Source organism: Pseudarthrobacter sp. 1C304, assembly GCF_052245515.1.
GTDB lineage: Bacteria > Actinomycetota > Actinomycetes > Actinomycetales > Micrococcaceae > Arthrobacter.
The window spans coordinates 14,443-34,255 of sequence record NZ_JBQQCH010000004.1; the positions used below are offsets into that span (position 1 = coordinate 14,443).

Sequence of the window (19,813 nt, forward strand, 5' to 3'; positions counted from 1 at the left end):
CTGGGCCTGGGTCGGCTGCCGGGCTTGGGCCAGTTGCGGCCCCTGGGGTGTCTGTTGGGGCGGCTGCGGGTGCGTCCCGCGGGGATGTCACAGAAGCAGCCACGGCCTAGCGGCCGCGGACGGGCAGGGCGGGCATCCCCAGGGAGACCCCGGTTCCACCCGACGCGGATCCGGGCGCCGGGGCGCCGCAGGAGTCCGCCTGGGACCTGTCCCAGGCGTCGCCCGCGCGCGAGCGGCGGAGGCTGTAGTCGCCGGCTGTGGCGGGATCCGCGACGAGGTGGAACGCCGCGGCCTCCGTGATGGTGACGGTGACGAGGTCGCCGGGGCGGGGTGTCTCTGCCCCGTCGGGCACGGAGAAGTGGACCAGGCGCTGGTCCTGGGCGCGGCCGGACAGCCGGTGGGTTTCTTCCGACTTGCGCCCGGACTGGGCGGTGACCATCACCTCGACCCGCCGGCCGAGCTGGCGGGCGTTCTCTTCGGCGGCGATGCGGTCCTGCAGGGCGGTGAGGCGTTCGAAGCGCTCCTGCACCACCGCTTTGGGGAGCTGGCCCGGCAGCTCCGCGGCGGGTGTGCCCGGCCGCTTGGAGTACTGGAAGGTGAAGGCGGTGGCGAAGCGGGACTTCTCCACGACGTCGAGGGTGGCCTGGAAGTCTTCTTCGGTCTCGCCGGGGAAGCCGACAATGATGTCCGTGGAGATGGCCGCGTGCGGGATTTTCCCGCGGACCTTGTCCAGGATGCCGAGGAACTTGGTGGACCGGTAGGAGCGCTTCATGTCCTTGAGGACCTTGTCCGAACCGGACTGCAGCGGCATGTGCAGCTGCGGCATGACGTTGGGGGTCTCGGCCATGGCATCGATGACGTCGTCGGTGAACGCTGCCGGGTGCGGGCTGGTGAACCGGACGCGCTCCAGGCCCGGGATCTCGCCGCACGCGCGCAGGAGTTTGGAGAACGCCTGCCGGTCGCCGAACTCCACGCCGTAGGAGTTCACGTTCTGGCCCAGCAGGGTGACCTCGATGGCGCCGTCGTCGACGAGGGCCTGGATCTCAGCCAGGATGTCCCCGGGCCGGCGGTCCTTTTCCTTCCCGCGCAGGGCCGGGACGATGCAGAAGGTGCAGGTGTTGTTGCAGCCGACGGAGATCGACACCCAGCCCGAGTAGACGGAGTCCCGCTTGGTGGGCAGCGTGGACGGGAAGACGTCGAGGGATTCGAGGATTTCGAGCTGCGCGTCGTTGTTGTGGCGGGCGCGTTCCAGGAGGGCCGGCAGGGAGCCGACGTTGTGGGTGCCGAACACGGCATCCACCCAGGGCGCCTTCTTCAGGATGGTCTCGCGGTCCTTCTGCGCCAGGCATCCCCCGACGGCGATCTGCATTCCAGGGTTGGCCGCCTTGACGGGGGCCAGGATGCCGAGGTTTCCGTAGAGCTTGTTGTCGGCGTTCTCCCGGACAGCGCAGGTGTTGAAGACCACGACGTCGGCCAGCTCCCCGGCGGAGGGGACGTAGCCGGCGGCCTCGAGCATGCCCGACATCCGTTCGGAGTCGTGCACGTTCATCTGGCAGCCGAAGGTCCGCACCTGGTAAGTGCGCGGCTGCGGTGTGGCCGCAAGAGCCTCGGGGCGGGACGATGAGGCCGTGTCCGGGGACGCTGGGTCCGTGGAGGGGGTGGGGCCGGCTGCTGGGGAGGGAATGGTCAAACTCACCTGTTAAGGGTACCGGGTCGGCACGGGGCCGGGGCGCCTCAGAAATCCGGTTCCGGCTCCGCACCGGCGGCCGACACAGCCTCATCGAGCACTTCGTCCACGATCCGGAATGCCAGGGACGGCTGGTATCCCTTGCGGGCCAGCATGGAAGCCAGCCGGCGGGTGGTCTTGTCCCGCTCGGCACGGTCCGCGAACCCGGTGGTGCCGCGGAGTTTGCGCTGGACCAGGTCACGGGCCGCGGATTCCTCGTCCGCATCACTGAGCTGCGCCAGGGCATCGGCCGCCGTGGCATCGTCGATGCCCTTGTCGGCCAGTTCCCGGCGGAGGGCGCCCTTGGCGAGCTTGCGGTTCTGGGACCTGGACCGGACCCACATATCGGCGAAGTCCGCGTCGTCGACCAGTTTCACTTCTTCGAAACGGTCCAGCACGGCCTCGGCGACGTCGTCGGGAACGTGGCGTTCGGCCAGTTTGCGGGCGAGCTGCAGCCGGCTTTTGGGCGAGTTGGTCAGCTGCCGCAGGACGATGGCCCGCGCGACACCCGCCGGGTCCGCGTCCGGATCCAGTTCAGGGGACGGCGCCCCTGCCGTCCGGGAAGCTGCGCTGCGCGAACCCCCGGACCCGGAAGAACTGCGGGCTCCGCGTCCCCTGCCGGAGCCGCGTGGACTGACGGACCCGGCAAGCGGGTCCGCATCGCCGTCCGGGTCAAGGCTCCAGGGAAGGAACCCCGACCCGGTGCCGGCTCCGGCGTTAGAAGCCGTCAACGGCCTTCAGCTTCGGGGATTCCTCGCCCGCCTCGGCAGCCTTCACGCCAACGCCGAGCTTCTCTTTGATGAGCCGCTCCAGTTCGGCGGCCAGTTCGGGGTTGTCGCGCAGGAAGCGGCGGGAGTTCTCCATGCCCTGGCCCAGCTGGTCACCGTCATAGGTGAACCAGGAGCCCGACTTCTTGATCAGGCCGTGCTCGACGCCCATGTCAATGATGCCGCCTTCACGCGAGATGCCCTGGCCGTAAATGATGTCGAACTCGGCGATCTTGAAGGGCGGGGCCATCTTGTTCTTGACGATCTTGGCCTTGGTGCGGTTACCGACGGAATCCGCGCCCTCCTTGAGGGTCTGGATGCGGCGGACGTCGATACGGATGGAGGCGTAGAACTTCAGCGCCTTGCCACCGGTGGTGGTTTCCGGCGAGCCGAAGAAAACACCGATCTTTTCGCGCAGCTGGTTGATGAAGATGGCCGTGGTTTTGGTCTGGCTCAGGCGGCCGGTGATCTTGCGGAGGGCCTGGCTCATGAGGCGCGCCTGCAGGCCGACGTGGCTGTCGCCCATGTCGCCCTCGATTTCCGCGCGCGGGACCAGGGCCGCCACGGAGTCGATGACCACGATGTCCAGCGAGCCGGACCCCACCAGCATGTCCATGATTTCGAGGGCCTGCTCGCCGGTGTCCGGCTGGGAGACGAGGAGGGCATCGGTGTCGACGCCCAGCTTGGCGGCGTACTCCGGGTCGAGGGCGTGCTCGGCGTCGATGAACGCGGCGATGCCGCCCAGGCGCTGGGCATTGGCCACCGCGTGCAGCGCGACCGTGGTCTTACCGGAGGATTCCGGACCGTAGATTTCCACCACGCGGCCGCGGGGCAGGCCGCCAATGCCAAGGGCGACGTCCAGGGCGATGGATCCGGTCGGGATGACTTCGATGGGCGCACGGACTTCGTCGCCAAGGCGCATGACCGAGCCTTTGCCGAACTGCTTGTCAATCTGGGCAAGTGCTGCGTCGAGCGCCTTCTGGCGATCCGGGGCTGCGGCCATGGTTCACACCTCTAATACTTTCTCGCTGTGGAGGGGCCCTGCCGGGCCCCGGGTAGTGTTCTTGATCAGTTTTCTGTCATTACTGACGCTACTGGCATCCACCGACAGAGTTTCCTGCTCGCCCCGTGTATGTGGAAAACACTCTGCAAAAAGCATAGTCCCACCCGAACAGATATTCGAACAATCTGTCCGGCGTGTCAGCGGCACATCGCCGGAACGGCACACCAATCAGACGAAACGCCACGCCCGCGGCGGGGCTCAGCGCGGTTTGACGTCGCGGCCCAGCCGCCGCTCCGGCGGGACATCCTGCACGTCGCACAGGGCGAGCCATACCTGCTTCGGCGGCATGCCGGCGGCCAGGGCCTGGTCTGCCGTCCGCCCGCCGGCTCCGGCCAGGACCAGGGAACTGCTGAGGACACGGGAGTACCCGGCCCCGAATTCGTCGTCCATGAGGCGCCAAAAATCACTGATTCGCACCCTTCGAGTCTCTCACGCCCCCGGGAGACTCTAGAATGGGTGCCATGATCAACCCGGCCGAAAGCCCCCGGATCCCCGGCCCGGCCGACGATTCCACCGAAGCCGCCCTGACCGCCGTCGAGCACCAGTTGAGCATGCTATGGCGCCGTGCCCGTTCCGTCTCCCACCAGCTCTCCCGCCAGGTCCACCCCGATATGGAACCGGCCGCCTATGGCCTGCTCTCGGTGATCCGGCGCGAGGGCGCGATCCGGCTGACCGAGCTGGCATCCAGCATCGGCGTCGGAAAGCCCTCGGTGAGCCGGCAGATTGCTTTCTTGGAACGTTTGGGCCTGGTGGCCAAGGAACCGGACCCGCTCGACGGCCGGGCGCAGATGATCCGGCTGACGCCCGCGGGCGAGGAGAAGATGCACGAGGTGCAGGACGCGCGGCGTGAAGTGTTCCGGGAACGGCTGGGCGAATGGCCGCTGGAGGAGCTGCAGACCCTGGCCGGCTATATCGGAAAACTCAATGCCACCTACGAGCGGGACGGATTTCCCCGGGTCGAACCTCACTAGCAAAACCCTCGCGGGACAAGCCTGTCCCGCCGGCCCCCTTCCGGCCCTCGTGTTCTGGCCCGGCTGTTCTGGTCCGGCTGTTCTGGTCCGGGCAGGGCCCGGCGTACGCAAAAGACCCCGGCACACCGCCGGGGTCTTTTGTCGAGTAGGGGGTGCCGGGGCTAGCGCGCCCCGGAGAGCAGGCCCTTGGCCAGCTCGTCGTTGAGGTCGGAGTTGAGTTCACGGTCCAGGTCACGGCCGTAGCGCTGTGCGAACTCCTGGGGGACGGTGTCCGGAACGGCAACGCCCTCGGCGACGGCGACACGGTCGCTGACTTCCCGGAGCATGCTGGACAGCGGAACATCCAGGGCCGAGCAGATCGAGGAGAGCAGCTCCGAGGAGGCTTCCTTCTGGCCGCGTTCCACTTCACTCAGGTAGCCCAGGGAAACGCGGGCACTGTGCGAGACTTCGCGGAGGGTACGGCCTTGGCGTTGGCGGACATCGCGCAGTACATCACCGATTTCGTGACGAAGTACAACCATCTTGCGCTCCTTCTGTTCGCTCTTAGCCTGATCGGCGAGGCCCACATCCTTCCAGCGGACAACGCCGTTTACGGATACGGGCTGCTTTACCATCTGTATCGCCTTGCTCCCTCTTTGGTCGAGCCCGCTGGTCAAAGCGGACACTGATGATGCTTTCATCCTAGGCGCCTCCCTCGTTCGGAAGCGACACAATGTAACAACTATTGGGAATCAAGTTTTGTTCCCGGCAACTTTACGCCCGGTAGCCTTCGGCCTTCAGGGCTTCCAGCAGCCGCTCCAGCGCCGCTGCGCAGGCCTGCCCGCGGATTTCCGGCCGGCTGCCCTCGAAGCTGTAGCCGAACGACGTCGAGCCCGCCGCCGTCGCGACGCCGATGAGCACGGACCCCACGTCCTTGCCGCCGTGCGGCTCTGGCCCGGCGACGCCGGTGGTTGAGACGCCGATGTCGGCGCCGCAGACCCGGCGTGCCCCTTCGGCCATGGCCTCGGCGACGCGGCCATCGACCGCCCCGGCGCTGTCCAGCAGGTCCCGGGGCACTCCCAGCACCCCGGCCTTGACGGAGTTCTGGTAGGACACCACGCCGCCCTGGAGCATCCCGGAGGCGCCGGGCGTGTCGGCCAGTACGGCTGCGACCATGCCCGCGGTGAGGGATTCGGCCGTGGCGACGGTCAGGCCGCGGCCGATCGCCGTGGTGACGGCGTCCTCGGCGAGGTGGTGCAGGTTGATGGTGCGGTGGGGACCGGTCATGGCTTGCCCTCCTGGTTCTGCTGCTGCCGGGCCCGGATGCCGCTGGCGCGCAGCTTGAGGGCCTCGATGACGTATTCGCCGCCGGTCCATACGGTGATGGCGAGGGCCGCCATCATCACCACGAACGCCACGACGCCGAGCCACGGCGCAATCGAGGCGAGCGGCAGGATGTACAGGAAGATGGCCACCGTCTGGATGACGGTCTTCAGCTTTCCGCCGCGCGAGGCCGGGATCACGCCGTACTGGATGACAAAGAACCGCAGGGCGGTGACGCCCCATTCGCGGACCAGGATCAGGATGGTGACCCACCACGGCAGTTCCTGCAGCAGCGAGAGCATCACGAGGGCCGAGCCGATGAGCAGCTTGTCGGCGATCGGGTCGGCGATCTTGCCGAAGTCAGTGACCAGGCCGCGGCTGCGGGCGATGTCGCCGTCGAGCTTGTCGGTGTAGATGGCGACGGCGAAGGTGGCGGCGGCGACCCAGCGCCAGACGCCGTACTGGGCCTCCAGGCCGGGGGCGTCGAGCAGGAGGAACCAGACGAAAAACGGCACCATCACAATGCGCAGCATCGTCAGGATGTTGGGCAGGTTCCAGATCTGCGAGGCGGCTCCGGGGCTGTTTGTTTCGGCGCTAGTCACGTTCCTAGGCTACCGTCCGGTGAGGGACCAGGCGTCCTCGGAACCGTCCTCGTCATCCCCGGAACCGCCGTCGGCGCCGTCGTAATACTCGGTGCTCTGGGTCCGCCGGTCCAGGTCGTCGGCGACGAGGTCCTCCGCGTAGCCGCCCTGGGCGATGTTCGCGTTGGCGTTCTCGCTCAGCGCCGCGGTCTGCGAATCGGCGGCGGGCATTTCCATGCCCTTCATGGCGGCGAGGACGGTGGCCAGGTCATCGGGTTTGACCAGGACGTCGCGGGCCTTGGACCCTTCGGAGGGGCCCACCACCCCGCGGGATTCGAGCAGGTCCATCAGCCGGCCCGCCTTCGCGAAGCCCACGCGCAGCTTGCGCTGCAGCATCGACGTCGACCCGAACTGGGTGGTGACAACCAGTTCGGTGGCCTGCAGCAGGACCTCGAGGTCGTCTCCGATGTCGTCGTCGATCTGCTTCTTCGGCGCGTCGGGGGCGACGTCGTCGCGGTACACGGCCTTGAGCTGGCCCTTGACGTGCTCCACCACCTTGTGGATTTCTGACTCGGTGACCCAGGCGCCCTGGACGCGCATGGCCTTGGAGGCGCCCATCGGCAGGAACAGTGCGTCGCCCTGGCCGATGAGTTTTTCGGCACCCGGCTGGTCCAGGACCACGCGGGAGTCGGTGACCGACGACGTCGCGAACGCCATGCGGGACGGCACGTTGGCCTTGATCAGGCCGGTGACGACGTCGACCGAGGGCCGCTGGGTGGCGAGCACGAGGTGGATGCCGGCCGCACGGGCCAGCTGGGTGATGCGGACGATGGAGTCTTCGACGTCGCGGGGCGCCACCATCATGAGGTCGGCGAGTTCGTCGACAATCACCAGGAGGTACGGGTACGCCCGGATGACCCGCTTGGACCCCTCCGGCGGGTGGACCTTCCCGGCCCGGACCGCCTTGTTGAAGTCATCGATGTGCTTGAAGCCGTAGTTGGCGAGGTCGTCGTAGCGGGCGTCCATCTCGCGGACCACCCACTGCAGGGCCTCGGCGGCCTTCTTGGGGTTGGTGATGATCGGGGTGATGAGGTGCGGGACGCCCTCGTAGGCGGTGAGTTCCACGCGCTTGGGGTCCACCATCACCATGCGGACCTCATCCGGGGTGGCGCGCATCAGGATGGACGTGATCATCGAGTTGACGAACGACGACTTGCCGGCGCCGGTGGCGCCTGCGACGAGCAGGTGCGGCATCTTGGCAAGGTTCGCGACGACGTAGCCGCCCTCGACGTCCTTGCCGACGCCCATCACCATCGGGTGGTCGGTGCGGCGGGCGTTCTGGCTGCGGAGCACGTCGCCCAGAGAGACCGTCTCGCGGTCCGTGTTGGGGATTTCGATGCCGATGGCCGATTTGCCGGGGATGGGGCTCAGGATGCGCACGTCCGAGCTGGCGACGGCGTAGGAGATGTTCTTGGACAGTGCGGTGACGCGCTCCACCTTGGTGCCCGGGGACAGTTCGATCTCGTAGCGGGTGACGGTGGGTCCGCGGCTGAAGCCGGTGACCTGGGCGTCCACGTTGAACTGGGTGAGGGTTTCGGTCAGCGAGGCGACGATGGCGTCGTTGGCCTCGGTGCGTTCCTTCGGGATGGATCCGGGGGTCAGCACGTCCGACGCCGGGAGCGTGTACGTCACGTCGCCGGCGAGCGAGAGCTGCTCCGTGCGTTGCGGGATGGGCGTGGGAAGGGGCGCCGGAGCCACGGGATTGGAGGGGACTTTGGCGGCCGCGGCGACGCCGGCCGCGGGCGGAGCCGGAGGGGCAGGGGGGCCGGCCATTCCGGGGGAAACGAGCGGGATCGCTTCGGTGGCGTTCTCCCCCGCCGCGGCACTGCCGAGCCCCTGGGCCGCCTTGATCTTCTCGACGGCGATCTCGGCCTGGGTGGGACGGCGGACGCCGGGGGCGACGGCGTTGGCGCCGGTTTTGCCGGCCGCCTTTGCGCCCGTTTTCGCCTCGGCGGCGGTCCTGGCGGCCTCGGCTTCCTCGTCGGCGATGAGTGCCCGTTCGAACGCTTCGTCGCCGACGTAGCCTTCGAGTCCGGCGTCGTCCTCGTGGTCCTTGCCGAAGAGGCGGCGGCGCTTCTTCTTCGCCGGGGCAGGGTCGTTTTCGTAGAGGTAGCTGCGGTCGTGGCCGCTGTTGTCGCCTCTGTTGTCGCCGTCGGCGGTCTCCTGCAGGTCGATGCCCATGAGGTGCTCATACGCGCCCCGCAGCCGGGCGGGGATCGCGCCGAACGGTGTGGCCGTGACGATCAGCAGGGAGGTAAACGCGAGCAGGCCGTAGACGGCCAGCGGCACCGCGGCGTGGATGGCGGCGAGCGGGGCGGCGGCAAGGTAGCCGAGCATGCCGCCTGCCTGGCGCAGCCCGTCGAACCCTTCAGCGACGGTCGGTTCCCCGCCAATGACGTGGGCGAGGCCGCAGCCGGCGAAGGTCATGATCAGGAAGCCGATCCCGATCCGGTTGTTGCCGCGGCCGTCGACGGGCTGACGGAACAGGCGGAAGGCGCAGACAAAGAGCATCAGCGGCAGCAGCAGCGACATCCAGCCGAAGGTGCCGTTGACGATGCTGTAGACCATGTCCGGGAACCAGCCCTGGAAACCCCACCAGGCGAACGTGGCCACAAAAACGCCGAGGGCGAGGTTGAACAGGGCTGCGCCGTCGCGGCGTTCCTCGGGTTCGAGGTCGCTGACGTCGTAGCCGATCCGCCGGACTCCTGCCCCGACGACGTGGGCGACACCCAGCCAGGCGCCGGCCACCACCCTGACCAGCCACGGCTGTTTGGGTTCGACGGCGGCCATTTGGCGGGTGCGCGCGGTGTTTTTTGTGCCGGCGGAACGGCCCGTTTTGGACCCGGCCGGGCCGGAGCCCCTGGCCGGGGAGCTGCCTGATTTGCCGCTGGAGTTGCCTCGTGGCGCGGAGGAAGTACGAGTGGCCATACCCGCTACGGTACCCGACGCCGGGCTGAAAACCCCGGATTTCCGGGCCTCGGCCGGGACCATGTTGCCCGCAGGACACACAGAAACGGCCGTCCCGGCCTACCACAGGCGGGTCCTGTGGCAGGCCGGGACGGCCGTTCTGGTCGGTGGCGGCCGTTCTGGTCGGTGGCGGCCGTTCTGGTCGGTGGCGGCCGATGCCGCCATTAGTGCCCGGGGCTTACGCTTCCAGCACCACCGGGATGATCATGGGCTTGCGGCGGAGCTTGCGGTTAACCCAGGTTCCCACCACCCGGCGGACCACCTGCTGCAGCTGGTGCGTGGTGTGGTCGGTGCGGTTGAGCACGGCTTCTTCCAGCGCGGCGTTGATCTTCGGGATGATTTCGTCGAAGACCGAGTCGTCCTCGGCGACGCCGCGGGCGTGGATCTCCGGTCCGGAGACCACCTTGCCGGTGGCGCGGTGGATCACCGTGATGATGGAGATGAAGCCTTCGTCGCCGAGGGTCTGGCGGTCCTTGAGGTCAGCTTCGGTGACTTCACCGACGCTGGAGCCGTCGACGTAGACAAAGCCGACCTCCACCTGGCCCACGATGTCCGCCTGGTGGTCCCGCAGGTCGATGACGGTGCCGTTGTCCGCGAGGAGGATGCTCTCCTCGGGGACGCCGGAGTCCAGGGCGATTTTGCCGTTGGCGATCAGGTGCCGGGTTTCGCCGTGCACCGGCATCGCGTTCAGCGGCTCCAGGATGTTGTAGCAGTAGAGCAGCTCGCCGGCGGCAGCGTGGCCGGAGACGTGCACCTTGGCGTTGCCCTTGTGGATGACGTCGGCGCCCAGCTTGAGCAGGCCGTTGATGATGCGGAAGACGGCGTTCTCGTTGCCCGGGATGAGGCTGGAGGCGAGGATGACCGTGTCGCCCGGGCCGACGACGACGCGGTGGTCGCCGTTGGCCATGCGGGACAGGGCCGCCATCGGCTCGCCCTGGGAACCGGTGGACATCAGCACCACGCGGTTGTCCGGCAGGTTGTCGATGTTCTTGATGTCGACCAGGATGCCCGGCGGCACGTCGAGGTAGCCGAGCTTCGCGGCGATGGCCATGTTGCGGACCATCGAGCGGCCGACGAAGGCAACCTTGCGGTTGTGGTTGGCGGCGGCGTCGAGGACCTGCTGCACGCGGTGCACGTGCGAGGAGAAGGAGGCCACGATCAGGCGCTTGGTGGCCTGGCCGAAGAGCCGGTCCAGGGTGGGCCCGATTTCCTTTTCGGCGGTGGTGAACCCCGGAACGTCGGCGTTCGTGGAGTCCGACATAAAGAGGTCCACGCCTTCCTCGCCCAGCTTGGCGAAGTGGCGGAGGTCGGTGATGCGGCCGTCGAGCGGCAGCTGGTCCATCTTGAAGTCGCCAGTGTGCAGGACGGTGCCGCCGGCGGTGCGCAGGAACACGGCGAGGGCGTCGGGGATGGAGTGGTTGACGGCCACGAACTCGCACTCGAACGGGCCGAACTTCTTGATCTGGCCTTCGGTGACCGTCTGCATGACGGGCCGGATCCGGTGCTCCTGCAGCTTCGCCTCGATCAGGGCCAGCGTCAGCTGGGAACCCACCAGGGGAATGTCGGCGCGCAGGCGCAGCAGGTACGGGACGGCGCCGATGTGGTCCTCGTGGCCGTGGGTCAGGACGACGGCGACAATGTCATCGACGCGGTTCTCGATGTAGGAGAAATCGGGCAGGATCAAGTCAACGCCGGGCTGGGTCTCCTCCGGGAAGAGGACGCCGCAGTCGACGATGAGCAGCTTGCCGCCGATTTCGAAGACGGTCATGTTGCGGCCGATCTCCCCGAGGCCCCCGAGCGGAACGATCCGCAGGGTGTCCTTAAGCAGTTTCGGCGGCGTGACAAGGCCGGGAAGGGCAGTTTGGGTCATAGTTCACTACTTTCCAGGCGGTTGCCGGCCCGGTCTCTCCTCATCAGGATCACTGATCAGGAAAAGACCATTCCGGCTTCCGCCAAGTCCTCGCGGATGGTTTCGATCTCGGCGTCGTCCGGCTCCACGAGGGGCAAGCGGACAACCGAGTTGGGCAGGACTCCCTGCCACTTAAGAACTTGCTTCGCAGCAACAGCACCCTGGATGTGGGTCATCACTGCACGGACCACGGGGTCCAGTTCGAAATGTATGGTGCGGGCGGTGGCGAAGTCGCCCGCAAGCGCGGCATCGATCATGGCGCGGAACTGCCGTGTGGCGACGTGCGCGGAAACGCTCACAAGTCCGGCGGCGCCTGCTGCCATCCACGGCAGGGTCAGCCCGTCATCCCCTGAGTAGACGTCAAGGTCGGTGTTGGCAAGGACCCGGGTGATCGCCGCGAAGTCGGCCTTGGCGTCCTTGAGCGCGATGATGTTCCGGTGGTCCGCGAGCCGGATCATGGTCTCGGGGTCGATCGGGACGCAGGAGCGGCCGGGGATGTCATAGACCATCACGGGAAGGTCGGCGGCGTCGGCGACGGCTTCGATGTGGGCCCGGATGCCGGCCTGGCTCGGCTTGTTGTAGTACGGGGTGACGATCAGCTGGCCGTGGGCTCCGGCCTTCTCGGCACGCTTGGCCATCTCGATGGAGTGCGAGGTGTGGTTGGTGCCCGTTCCGGCGATCACCTTGGCGCGGTCGCCCACCGCCTCCACGATGACGCGGAAGAGCTTTTCTTTTTCGTCGTCCTCCAGCGTGGAGGTCTCCCCCGTGGTGCCGGAAATGACGAGGGCATCATGGCCGTCGTCGACGAGCTTGTTGGCCAGCTCCGCGTTCTGCTGGTAATCGACCTCACCGTCGGCTGTGAAAGGCGTAACCATGGCGGTTACGAGGGATCCGAACGTGTAAGAGCGGGTGCGAGAGTCAGGCATATGAAAAACGTTACCCTGTCCCCGGCTTGATAAGACAATGAAGGCGGGGTGATGAAGATCAAACCAGCCCGGAAAGCCCCTTCCGGATGGCGCCGCGGGCCACGGTTCACCCCGCCGGACCACCTGGCCGCATCACTATGCCGGGGCAGCACCGCCGGCCGGCACATCGCAATAGCGGCCCACTGCTTCTTCGCGGAGCGCCTCGGCCCACGCCGCGAGCCGCTGGGCCGCCCGCACGTAGTGGAACAGCTCACCGGGTGTCAGCGCTTCAAGGTCGGTTTCGGCGAGCCGGCGGGCGAGCTCGGCGCCGGGCGCCTGCGCCGACAGTGCCGCCCCCTCCCTGCGCCACTGCATATCCTCCGCCGGCTCGCCGGCGACGAGCTGCCGGAAGAGGAAGTCCACGACGCCGGGACTCATCGCCTTCAGCACGCCGGGGACCGCGTCCGGCGGGACGGCAACCGAGGGAACCGACTCCGACGGGACAGGATCCGAGGAAACCCTGGGTTTTGGTCTGTTGTTCATGGCCACATCCTATTCGAACATATATTCGAATACAAGGTCTGTGCGGTTCCTGTGAAGTTGTCCTGTTCCGCCGTCGGCAGAGGACCGCTGCCGGAGGTCGTGAGACGATCGACGAATGACGCCGCGCGGAACAGCATCCCCCTCCCGGTCCGCAGCAGCCAGGACCACCGGGATGCGGCTCGCAGGAATTGATGCCGCCCGCGGCCTGGCCCTCCTGGGCATGATGGCCACGCATGTTTTCCCGACCTTCGAATCCAATGCCCAGCTCACCCCGACGTGGGTGGGGCTGGTGTTTTCCGGCCGCGCCTCGGCGCTCTTCGCCGTGCTCGCCGGCATCGGGCTGGCACTGTCCACCGGGAAGCAGCAGCCGCTGGATGGTCCCCGGCTGTGGGCGGCCCGCCGCGGCATCGCTCTCCGCGCCCTGGTGATCGGCGCCGTCGGGCTCACCGTCGGCGGGCTGGAAGTGAACATCGCGATCATCCTGGTCCACTACGCCGTGCTGTTCCTGTGTGTGCTGCCGTTCCTGGGCCTGGACGTCAAGCACCTGCTGGTGCTGGCCGCCGGCTGGGTGCTGGTCAGCCCGGCTGTCGCCTTCCTGCTGCGGCCGTGGCTCCTTTCCGCCGAGCCTCCCCTGCAGCTGGGCCACAACCCCGTCTGGGAGGATCTGTCCACCCCTGCCGTCCTGCTCGGGGACCTGTTCCTGACCGGCTACTACCCCGTTTTCCAGTGGATGACCTACCTCCTGGTGGGCCTCGCGATCGGCCGGCTGGCGCTGACGTCGGCGGCCGTCCCCGTCCTGCTGCTGGCCGTGGGCGCCGCCGTGGCCGTCCTTGCCAAGTGGTTCAGCGTGGTGATGATGGAGGACTGGGGCGGACGGGCGCAGCTGCAGGCATCCCTCCTGGACCCCTCGTATCCGCTGGAGAGCCTGCTCCAAGTGAACCTTGCCGGGGTGGACCAGACCGGCTCGGCCTGGTGGCTCGCGTCCAGCGCCCCGCACTCGGGCACCACGCTGGATCTGCTGCACACCTCGGGGGTCGCGGCCGCCGTGGTTGGCGTATTCCTGATCCTTGGCCGCCTGGTGCAGCGGGCCGGCCTGGACCTGCTGCTGCCACTGCGCGGCGCCGGAGCCATGACCCTGAGCTTCTACACGGCCCATCTGTGCGTGATGGCGTCCCTCTCCGGCCAGCCGCTGCCGTCCGGGTGGACTGTGGAGGGGGTCTACTGGGCGCAGGCGGCCGCGATCCTCGCGATCGGCGGCATGTTCGCGGCACTGGGGTGGCGGGGGCCGCTGGAATGGGTGACACATGCCGCCAGCCAGCTGGGCCAGTACCAGCCGGCGCGGGTCAGGTAACTGCGGTTCAGGTAACTGCGGGTCAGGTTGCCGCGGGCGTTCAGCCCTGGCGGGATCCTGTGCGGTACAGCCGAATGGCGTCGCGCATGGAGGCACGCGCCCGTTTGCGGTCGCCCGCGGCGTCATAGGCGCAGCTGAGCCGGAACCAGGAGCGCCAGTCGTCCGGCGCAGCTTCCGTCTCGGCACGGTACTTCTCGAATTCGCGGTCCGCGGCTTCGCGGATGATCCGCCCGGCGGGGGTGCGCGGCAGGTTGTCTTCCGGCAGCCCGCCCTCGGCTTCAAGAATGTTCGCCAGCCGTTCGGTCCGGGCGCCGAAGAGCAGCTCGCGGACCAGGGCCCAGGCACCGATCACGGGCAGGAGGAGGTACGCGGCGCCGATGGCCTTGGCCACCGGGTTGGGGTCCGTCATAAGGAGCACCGCGCGCTGGAAGGACACCACCAGGTAAAAGACCAGCAGGAGGGTGACGGCACCGACCCAGATCTTGGTGCGGTTGGCCTTGAAGGCAGCGAGGACGTTGGCCACAGCGCTCAGAGTCCCAGGTCGAGGTAGCCGTCGAGGCCGACGGTAAGGCCCGGGTGGGCTGCGACGTTGCGCACGCCCAGCAGCACGCCGGGCATAAACGAGGCGCGGTCGAAGGAGTCGTGCCGGAATGCCAGCTGCTCCCCCGGCCCGCCCAGGAGGACTTCCTGGTGCGCCACGAGGCCGCGGAGCCGGACGCTGTGGACGCGGACGCCGTCGACGTCGCAGCCGCGGGCGCCGGGGAGTTCGCTGGTGGTGGCATCGGGGCTGGCGGGAAGGCCGGCCGCTGTGCGCTCGGCGGCAATGAGCTGCGCGGTCCGTACGGCGGTCCCGGACGGGGCGTCCACCTTGTCCGGGTGGTGCAGTTCGACGATTTCCACCGATTCGAAGTAGCGGGAGGCCTTGGCGGCGAACGCTGAGGCGAGGACCGACCCGAGGGCGAAGTTGGGTGCGATCAGGACGCCCGCCTCCGGCTGGCCGGCGAGGAGCTCCTCCAGCCCGGCCAGTTTCTCTGCATCCCAGCCGGTGGTGCCCACCACGGCGTGCATGCCGTGTTCGACGGCGAAGCGGACGTTGGCTTCGGTGCTTTCGGGGACGGTCAGGTCCACCACGATCCGGGCGCCGGCGTCGACCAGCGTCTCCAGCGGATCGTTACGGCCCAGCGCGGCGACAAGGTTCAGGTCCGCGGCGGCTTCGACGGCCTGGACGGCTTCGGCGCCCATGCGCCCGTTGGCGCCCAGCACGGCGACTGCGAGTTGTTCGGTCATGCCATCAACCCTACCGCCGGGGCGGGACCGGCCTTGAACCGGCCGGCCCGCGGAACTACTCCCCCGCGCCGACCCATTCGACCGTGCCGTCGGTGAAGAACTGTTCCTTCCAGATCGGCACCTGGGCCTTGATCCGGTCCACGAGTTCCGAGCAGACCGCGAAGGCCTGGCCGCGGTGCGAGGCGGAGACGGCGCAGACCAGCGCGGGATCCCCGATCTCCAGCATCCCGGTCCGGTGCGCCGCCCAGATCCGCACCGGCCGGCCCGGGGCTCCCCCGGCTGCTTGTTCGGTGACTTGCTCAGTGACTTGTTCAGCGACGAGCTGCGCGACGACGTCGGCCATGACCTGGTGCGCGGTGGGGTGTGCGCTGTAGCTGAGGCGCAGGACCGGCTTGCCGCCGTCGTGGTTCCGGACCACGCCGCTGAAGCTGACTACCGCGCCCGCGGTATCGGATTCGACGGCGGCGATGGCCTGGTCCACGGAGATGGGCTCGGAGCTCAGCACCGCGTGCACCACGTCAAAGGCCGGTGAAGTTTCAGTGCCCGGTTCAGTGGCCATGGCTGCCCTCCAGCTGGTCGCAAAGATGTCCGACGATGGGATCCAGCACCCCGAGGCCGTCCATGACGCCCTTCGGCGAGCCGGGAAGGTTGACGATGAAGGTCTGGCCTGCAGCTCCTGCATGGCCCCGGCTCAGCATCGCCATCGGCGTCTTGGCGATCCCGGCACCCCGGATGCCTTCCATGATGCCCGGGATCTCGCGGTCCAGCAGCGGCAGGGTTTGTTCCGGGGTGGCGTCGGTGGGGCTGAGGCCGGTGCCGCCGCTGGTGATGATGACGGCGGGCGCCTGCGTCAGGAGGGCGCGCAGGGCTGCGCCTACCGCGTCGCCGTCCGGGACCACCATGGCCGGGTACGTCTCGAAGCCGTGCTCGGTGAGCCAGTCGATGATGACGGGGCCGGTGAGGTCCTCATAGATTCCGGCCGCGGCCCGGGTGGAGGCGATCACGACGCCGGCCTTCCGCCCGGTGGCCTCGCCGTGCCGGTGTGGTTCGGGCATGCTCATAGTGTCCAGTCCCCGCTCTTGCCGCCGCTTTTGGCCAGCACCTTGATGTCCGTCAGCACCGCGTGCTTGTCCACGGCCTTGATCATGTCGTACACGCTGAGGGCTGCCACGGAGGCCGCGGTCAGCGCTTCCATCTCGACGCCGGTGATGCCGCGGGTCTTGACGGTGGCGAAGACGGTGACAAAGTCGGTCTCAAGCTCGAAGTCCACGGTGACCTTGGCGATGGGCAGCGGGTGGCACAGCGGGATCAGCTCTGGCGTTTTCTTCGCGGCCATAATGCCCGCCACCCGGGCCACGGCAAGGGCATCGCCCTTGGGCAGCTCGCCCGCGCCAAGGAGGGCCAGGACCTCGGCGGTGCTGCGGACGGTGGCGGTGGCGGTGGCCTCGCGGGTAGTCTCCGCCTTGTTGGACACGTCCACCATCTGGGCGGAGCCGTCCTGCCGGAGATGGGTCAGGCGCGGGGTTTCCGCCGCGGGTGTTTCCGTTGCCGGCGCTTCTTCTTTCACAGCATCCATACTTCCACCTCTGCGCCCTCGGCGAGCGCGGCAATTCCTTCCGGGACCTGGATCAGGGCATTGGAGTGCGCCAGGGCGCTGACGAGGTGGGACCCGGCGCCGCCCTCCAGCCGGACGGTGCCGTCCGCCAGGACCGTGCCCCGGCGCACCTGGTGCTTTCCCGGCGGTGATTCCAGGGAGTGGGCCAGGCGTGCCCTGACGGCCGGACGCGGCGCGGGCGAACCGAAGAGGTCGAAGAGGGCGGGCCGGAGGAACATTTCGAAGGAGACCAGGCAGCTCACCGGGTTCCCCGGGAAGCCGAGGACCGGAACGCCGTCGAAAGTTCCGATGCCCTGCGGGCCGCCGGGCTGCATCGCGACGCCCAGGAAGTCGACGTCGTGGCCCTCCATCGCCTGCCGGACCACCTCGTACGCGCCCTTGCTGACGCCGCCGGTGGTGACGATGAGGTCCACGTCCGGGGCATGCCGGCGCAGCAGCGCCGCGAGCTCGCCGGGCCGGTCCGTGGCGATCCCGGTCCGGGTGACGTGGAGGCCGGCTTGGCGCATGGAGGACTCCAGCAAGGTGGCGTTGGAGTCGTAGATTTTGCCGGTGCCCAGCGGGCTTCCCGGTTCCACCACCTCGTCGCCGGTGGTGACCAGCACAACCCGCAGCGCGGGGTAGACGGGCACGTCGGTGAATCCCAGGGCGGCCAGGAGTCCCAGCTGGCCGGGTCCAAGGAAGGTGCCGGCGCCGAGGGCGGGCTCGCCGGTGCGGATGTCGCTGCCCGCGTTACGGACGAAAGTCCCTGCCGCAACGGCGGGCAGCCGCACCGTGGCCGGGACGCCGGGTGCGGGGAACGCAGCGGGAACCGCCTGTTCGATCGGGACCACGGCGTCCGCGCCGGGCGGCATCATGGCGCCGGTCATGATCGGGGCGGCGGTTCCGGAGGCCAGTTCAGGCGGCGCCGTACCGGCCGGCACGGGAGCGACGACGCGCAGTTCGGTGCCGCCGTCGGGCGCGTCGGCGCTGCGGATGGCGTAGCCGTCCATCTGCGAATTCGCGAATGGGGGAAGGTCCAGCGGCGCCACGATGTCCGCCGCGAGCCCCCGGCCCAGTGCTGCGAGGAGCGGGAGCCGCTCGACCCGGTCCGGGGTGCGGAGCGGGGACAGGAGCCGGCGGACCGATTCGCGGTGCGCTTCCACGGTGACGTGCCCTGCCTGGGTGCGGTGCATGCGTTGGTGACCCCTCGTCTTGAGCCTGCGGCGTGGGCAGCCGGTCCGGTGCCCCGGCCCGGCTCCCCGGTCCGGCTGGCGGCCCGGCCGGTTAGGACTTTACGTCAACTCTAACCGTGTGGAAGCCGGTGGCCCCGCTGGGCGCCACCGGCGCGCGGTCCTCCACCTGCGGGGCGCCGGTGAGGTCCGTGGCGCGGACCTGGACCTCGTACCGGCCGGGGGTGAGCGGCAGTGCCAGCTTCCACTGGTACCAGGTGTCCGTGGAGATCCCGGGAGCCAGCTCCGCCTGCTGCCACGCGCCGCGGTTGACCCTGAGCTCCACCTTGCCGATGCCGGTGTGCTGGGCCCACGCGACACCGCCGAAAGCGACGGTGCCGGCGCTCACGGAACGGCCGTCCCGGGGCACGTCGATGCGGGAGGATGTCTTGATGGGTCCGTGCTCGCTCCATCCGCGGGGCGTCCAGTAGCCGACGTCGTCCGCGAAGCGCGTCACCTTGAGCTCAGTGACCCATTTGGTGGCCGAGACGTAGCCGTAGAGGCCGGGGACGATCAGCCGGGCCGGGAAGCCGTGTTCCAGGGGCAGCGGTTCGCCGTTCATCCCGACGGCCAGGAGCGCGTCGCGGCTGTCCGTCAGCACCTCCAGCGGCGTTCCGGCGGTCCAGCCGTCCGAGCTGCGGGACAGGACCATGTCCGCGCCGTCCTTCGGGCCGGCCAGGGCCAGGAGTTCCCGGACCGGCCAGCCCAGCCAGCGGGCGTTGCCGATCAGGTCACCGCCCACCTCGTTGGACACGCAGGCGATGGTGACGTGCCGCTCGACCAGGGGCTTGGCCAGCAGGGCGGCGAAGTCCAGTGAGACCTCGCGCTCCACCAGCCCGGTGACCTTCAGGGTCCATTGGCCCGGGTCCAGCACCGGAACGCGCAGCGCGGTGTCGATCCGGTAGAAGTCCTTGTTGGGGGTCACCAGCGGGCCTACACCGTCCAGCCGGACCTCGGCCCCGGCCGGGATCGGCGGAGCCGGGGAGGCCGGGGCGGGGAGCGCCAGTTTGCTGCGCAGTTCGCTCACGACGGCGGCGGCTCCGCGGAAGGTCGAGGCGAGAACACCGGCGAGCACGCCCGCCGCGGCCGTTCCGCCGAGGACCTGGAAGAAACGGCGCCGGGATGCAGGCTGTGCCGCAGGGACAGGTCCTTGCACCGGCGCGGCTGTGCCTTCGGCCGGTGGCGCTGTGCCTTCGGCCGGTGGCGCTGTGCCTTCGGCCGGAAGCGCTGTGCCTTCGACCGGTAGGACAGGGTCTTCGGCCGGGGGTCCGGCGTCGGCTTGCCACTCCTCAAGCCGGCGGATCAGCCAGCGCAACAGGACCATGCCCACAGCGGCAGCGAGCAGCGGGACAGGCACCGCGTTCGGCGTCAGTTCACTCCGGCTGAGGACGGCTGCCAGCCCTGCCGCCCCGAACACGGCGATGATGGCCACGCCGGCGAACCGGCGCCGCAGCTCCACGACCCCGGACAGGGCGGCCAGCGCGGCAATGACGAGCCCCATGCCGCCAAGGAGCGCGGCTTTGTCCGCCGTGCCGAAGAGCGAAATGGCCCAGTCCTT

At 68.7% G+C, this 19,813-nt stretch carries 20 protein-coding genes; 2 read left to right on the plus strand and 18 right to left on the minus strand.

Features of this window, described 5'->3' with window-relative positions; genetic code table 11:
• Window positions 1–106: 106 nt before the first annotated feature.
• The 4 genes from miaB to ACTWQD_RS09515 form a co-directional block, all read right to left on the minus strand.
• On the minus strand, window positions 107–1,696 hold the full coding sequence (miaB, locus tag ACTWQD_RS09500) for a tRNA (N6-isopentenyl adenosine(37)-C2)-methylthiotransferase MiaB (protein WP_443195901.1): 1,590 nt from the start codon (window positions 1,694–1,696) through the stop codon (window positions 107–109).
• Between the two features lie 38 nt (window positions 1,697–1,734).
• Window positions 1,735–2,259, minus strand: coding sequence for a regulatory protein RecX (locus ACTWQD_RS09505; RefSeq protein WP_443196190.1), 525 nt, complete (start codon window positions 2,257–2,259; stop codon window positions 1,735–1,737).
• A 184-nt stretch (window positions 2,260–2,443) separates the two neighbouring features.
• On the minus strand, window positions 2,444–3,496 hold the full coding sequence (recA, locus tag ACTWQD_RS09510) for a recombinase RecA (protein ID WP_443195902.1): 1,053 nt from the start codon (window positions 3,494–3,496) through the stop codon (window positions 2,444–2,446).
• Window positions 3,497–3,754: 258 nt separating this feature from the next.
• On the minus strand, window positions 3,755–3,973 hold the full coding sequence (locus tag ACTWQD_RS09515) for a DUF3046 domain-containing protein (protein WP_066434915.1): 219 nt from the start codon (window positions 3,971–3,973) through the stop codon (window positions 3,755–3,757).
• Window positions 3,974–4,017: 44 nt separating this feature from the next.
• Here ACTWQD_RS09515 and ACTWQD_RS09520 point away from each other — a divergent pair, with 44 nt between their 5' ends.
• Window positions 4,018–4,527 carry a MarR family winged helix-turn-helix transcriptional regulator gene (locus ACTWQD_RS09520; RefSeq protein WP_443195903.1) on the plus strand — a complete coding sequence of 170 codons (510 nt, stop codon included), beginning with the start codon at window positions 4,018–4,020 and terminating at the stop codon, window positions 4,525–4,527.
• 161 nt (window positions 4,528–4,688) lie between these two features.
• On the opposite strand, the gene ACTWQD_RS09525 is transcribed toward ACTWQD_RS09520, so the two are convergent.
• The 7 genes from ACTWQD_RS09525 to ACTWQD_RS09555 form a co-directional block, all read right to left on the minus strand.
• Window positions 4,689–5,141 (minus strand): helix-turn-helix domain-containing protein, encoded by a 453-nt coding sequence (locus ACTWQD_RS09525; protein ID WP_066434909.1) that lies wholly within the window; start codon window positions 5,139–5,141, stop codon window positions 4,689–4,691.
• Between the two features lie 139 nt (window positions 5,142–5,280).
• Complete coding sequence (locus ACTWQD_RS09530) at window positions 5,281–5,793, minus strand: CinA family protein (RefSeq protein WP_443195904.1); 513 nt, start codon at window positions 5,791–5,793, stop codon at window positions 5,281–5,283.
• Window positions 5,790–6,431 (minus strand): CDP-diacylglycerol--glycerol-3-phosphate 3-phosphatidyltransferase, encoded by a 642-nt coding sequence (gene pgsA, locus ACTWQD_RS09535; RefSeq protein ID WP_443195905.1) that lies wholly within the window; start codon window positions 6,429–6,431, stop codon window positions 5,790–5,792. Before pgsA ends, ACTWQD_RS09530 begins: the two co-directional genes overlap by 4 nt.
• Before the next feature lie 9 nt (window positions 6,432–6,440).
• Window positions 6,441–9,398 carry a DNA translocase FtsK gene (locus tag ACTWQD_RS09540; protein WP_443195906.1) on the minus strand — a complete coding sequence of 986 codons (2,958 nt, stop codon included), beginning with the start codon at window positions 9,396–9,398 and terminating at the stop codon, window positions 6,441–6,443.
• A 217-nt stretch (window positions 9,399–9,615) separates the two neighbouring features.
• Window positions 9,616–11,307, minus strand: a complete 1,692-nt coding sequence (locus tag ACTWQD_RS09545) for a ribonuclease J (protein ID WP_443195907.1) — start codon at window positions 11,305–11,307, stop codon at window positions 9,616–9,618.
• A 56-nt stretch (window positions 11,308–11,363) separates the two neighbouring features.
• Window positions 11,364–12,272: a 4-hydroxy-tetrahydrodipicolinate synthase gene (dapA, locus tag ACTWQD_RS09550; protein WP_443195908.1), complete on the minus strand. Its 909-nt coding sequence runs from the start codon at window positions 12,270–12,272 to the stop codon at window positions 11,364–11,366.
• A gap of 135 nt (window positions 12,273–12,407) precedes the next feature.
• Window positions 12,408–12,794, minus strand: a complete 387-nt coding sequence (locus ACTWQD_RS09555) for a hypothetical protein (RefSeq protein ID WP_443195909.1) — start codon at window positions 12,792–12,794, stop codon at window positions 12,408–12,410.
• A 115-nt stretch (window positions 12,795–12,909) separates the two neighbouring features.
• On the opposite strand from ACTWQD_RS09555, the gene ACTWQD_RS09560 reads away from it, so the two are divergent.
• Window positions 12,910–14,145, plus strand: coding sequence for a heparan-alpha-glucosaminide N-acetyltransferase domain-containing protein (locus tag ACTWQD_RS09560; protein ID WP_443195910.1), 1,236 nt, complete (start codon window positions 12,910–12,912; stop codon window positions 14,143–14,145).
• Between the two features lie 40 nt (window positions 14,146–14,185).
• Here the strand turns inward: ACTWQD_RS09560 and ACTWQD_RS09565 are convergent, their stop codons facing one another.
• The 7 genes from ACTWQD_RS09565 to ACTWQD_RS09595 all read right to left on the minus strand — a co-directional run bounded on the left by ACTWQD_RS09565 (window position 14,186) and on the right by ACTWQD_RS09595 (window position 19,756).
• Complete coding sequence (locus ACTWQD_RS09565) at window positions 14,186–14,668, minus strand: hypothetical protein (protein ID WP_443195911.1); 483 nt, start codon at window positions 14,666–14,668, stop codon at window positions 14,186–14,188.
• 5 nt (window positions 14,669–14,673) lie between these two features.
• On the minus strand, window positions 14,674–15,432 hold the full coding sequence (dapB, locus tag ACTWQD_RS09570; RefSeq protein WP_443195912.1) for a 4-hydroxy-tetrahydrodipicolinate reductase: 759 nt from the start codon (window positions 15,430–15,432) through the stop codon (window positions 14,674–14,676).
• A 55-nt stretch (window positions 15,433–15,487) separates the two neighbouring features.
• Window positions 15,488–15,991: a molybdenum cofactor biosynthesis protein MoaE gene (locus ACTWQD_RS09575; protein ID WP_443195913.1), complete on the minus strand. Its 504-nt coding sequence runs from the start codon at window positions 15,989–15,991 to the stop codon at window positions 15,488–15,490.
• A complete protein-coding gene (locus ACTWQD_RS09580; protein ID WP_066434880.1) occupies window positions 15,981–16,493 on the minus strand; it encodes a MogA/MoaB family molybdenum cofactor biosynthesis protein in 513 nt (170 codons plus the stop codon). Before ACTWQD_RS09580 ends, ACTWQD_RS09575 begins: the two co-directional genes overlap by 11 nt.
• Window positions 16,490–17,008, minus strand: a complete 519-nt coding sequence (moaC, locus tag ACTWQD_RS09585) for a cyclic pyranopterin monophosphate synthase MoaC (protein WP_443195914.1) — start codon at window positions 17,006–17,008, stop codon at window positions 16,490–16,492. The genes ACTWQD_RS09580 and moaC overlap by 4 nt, the downstream gene beginning before the upstream one ends.
• Window positions 16,996–18,219 carry a molybdopterin molybdotransferase MoeA gene (locus ACTWQD_RS09590; protein ID WP_443195915.1) on the minus strand — a complete coding sequence of 408 codons (1,224 nt, stop codon included), beginning with the start codon at window positions 18,217–18,219 and terminating at the stop codon, window positions 16,996–16,998. The genes moaC and ACTWQD_RS09590 overlap by 13 nt, the downstream gene beginning before the upstream one ends.
• Window positions 18,220–18,310: 91 nt before the next feature.
• Window positions 18,311–19,756 (minus strand): molybdopterin-dependent oxidoreductase, encoded by a 1,446-nt coding sequence (locus ACTWQD_RS09595; protein WP_443196191.1) that lies wholly within the window; start codon window positions 19,754–19,756, stop codon window positions 18,311–18,313.
• Window positions 19,757–19,813 lie beyond the last annotated feature (57 nt).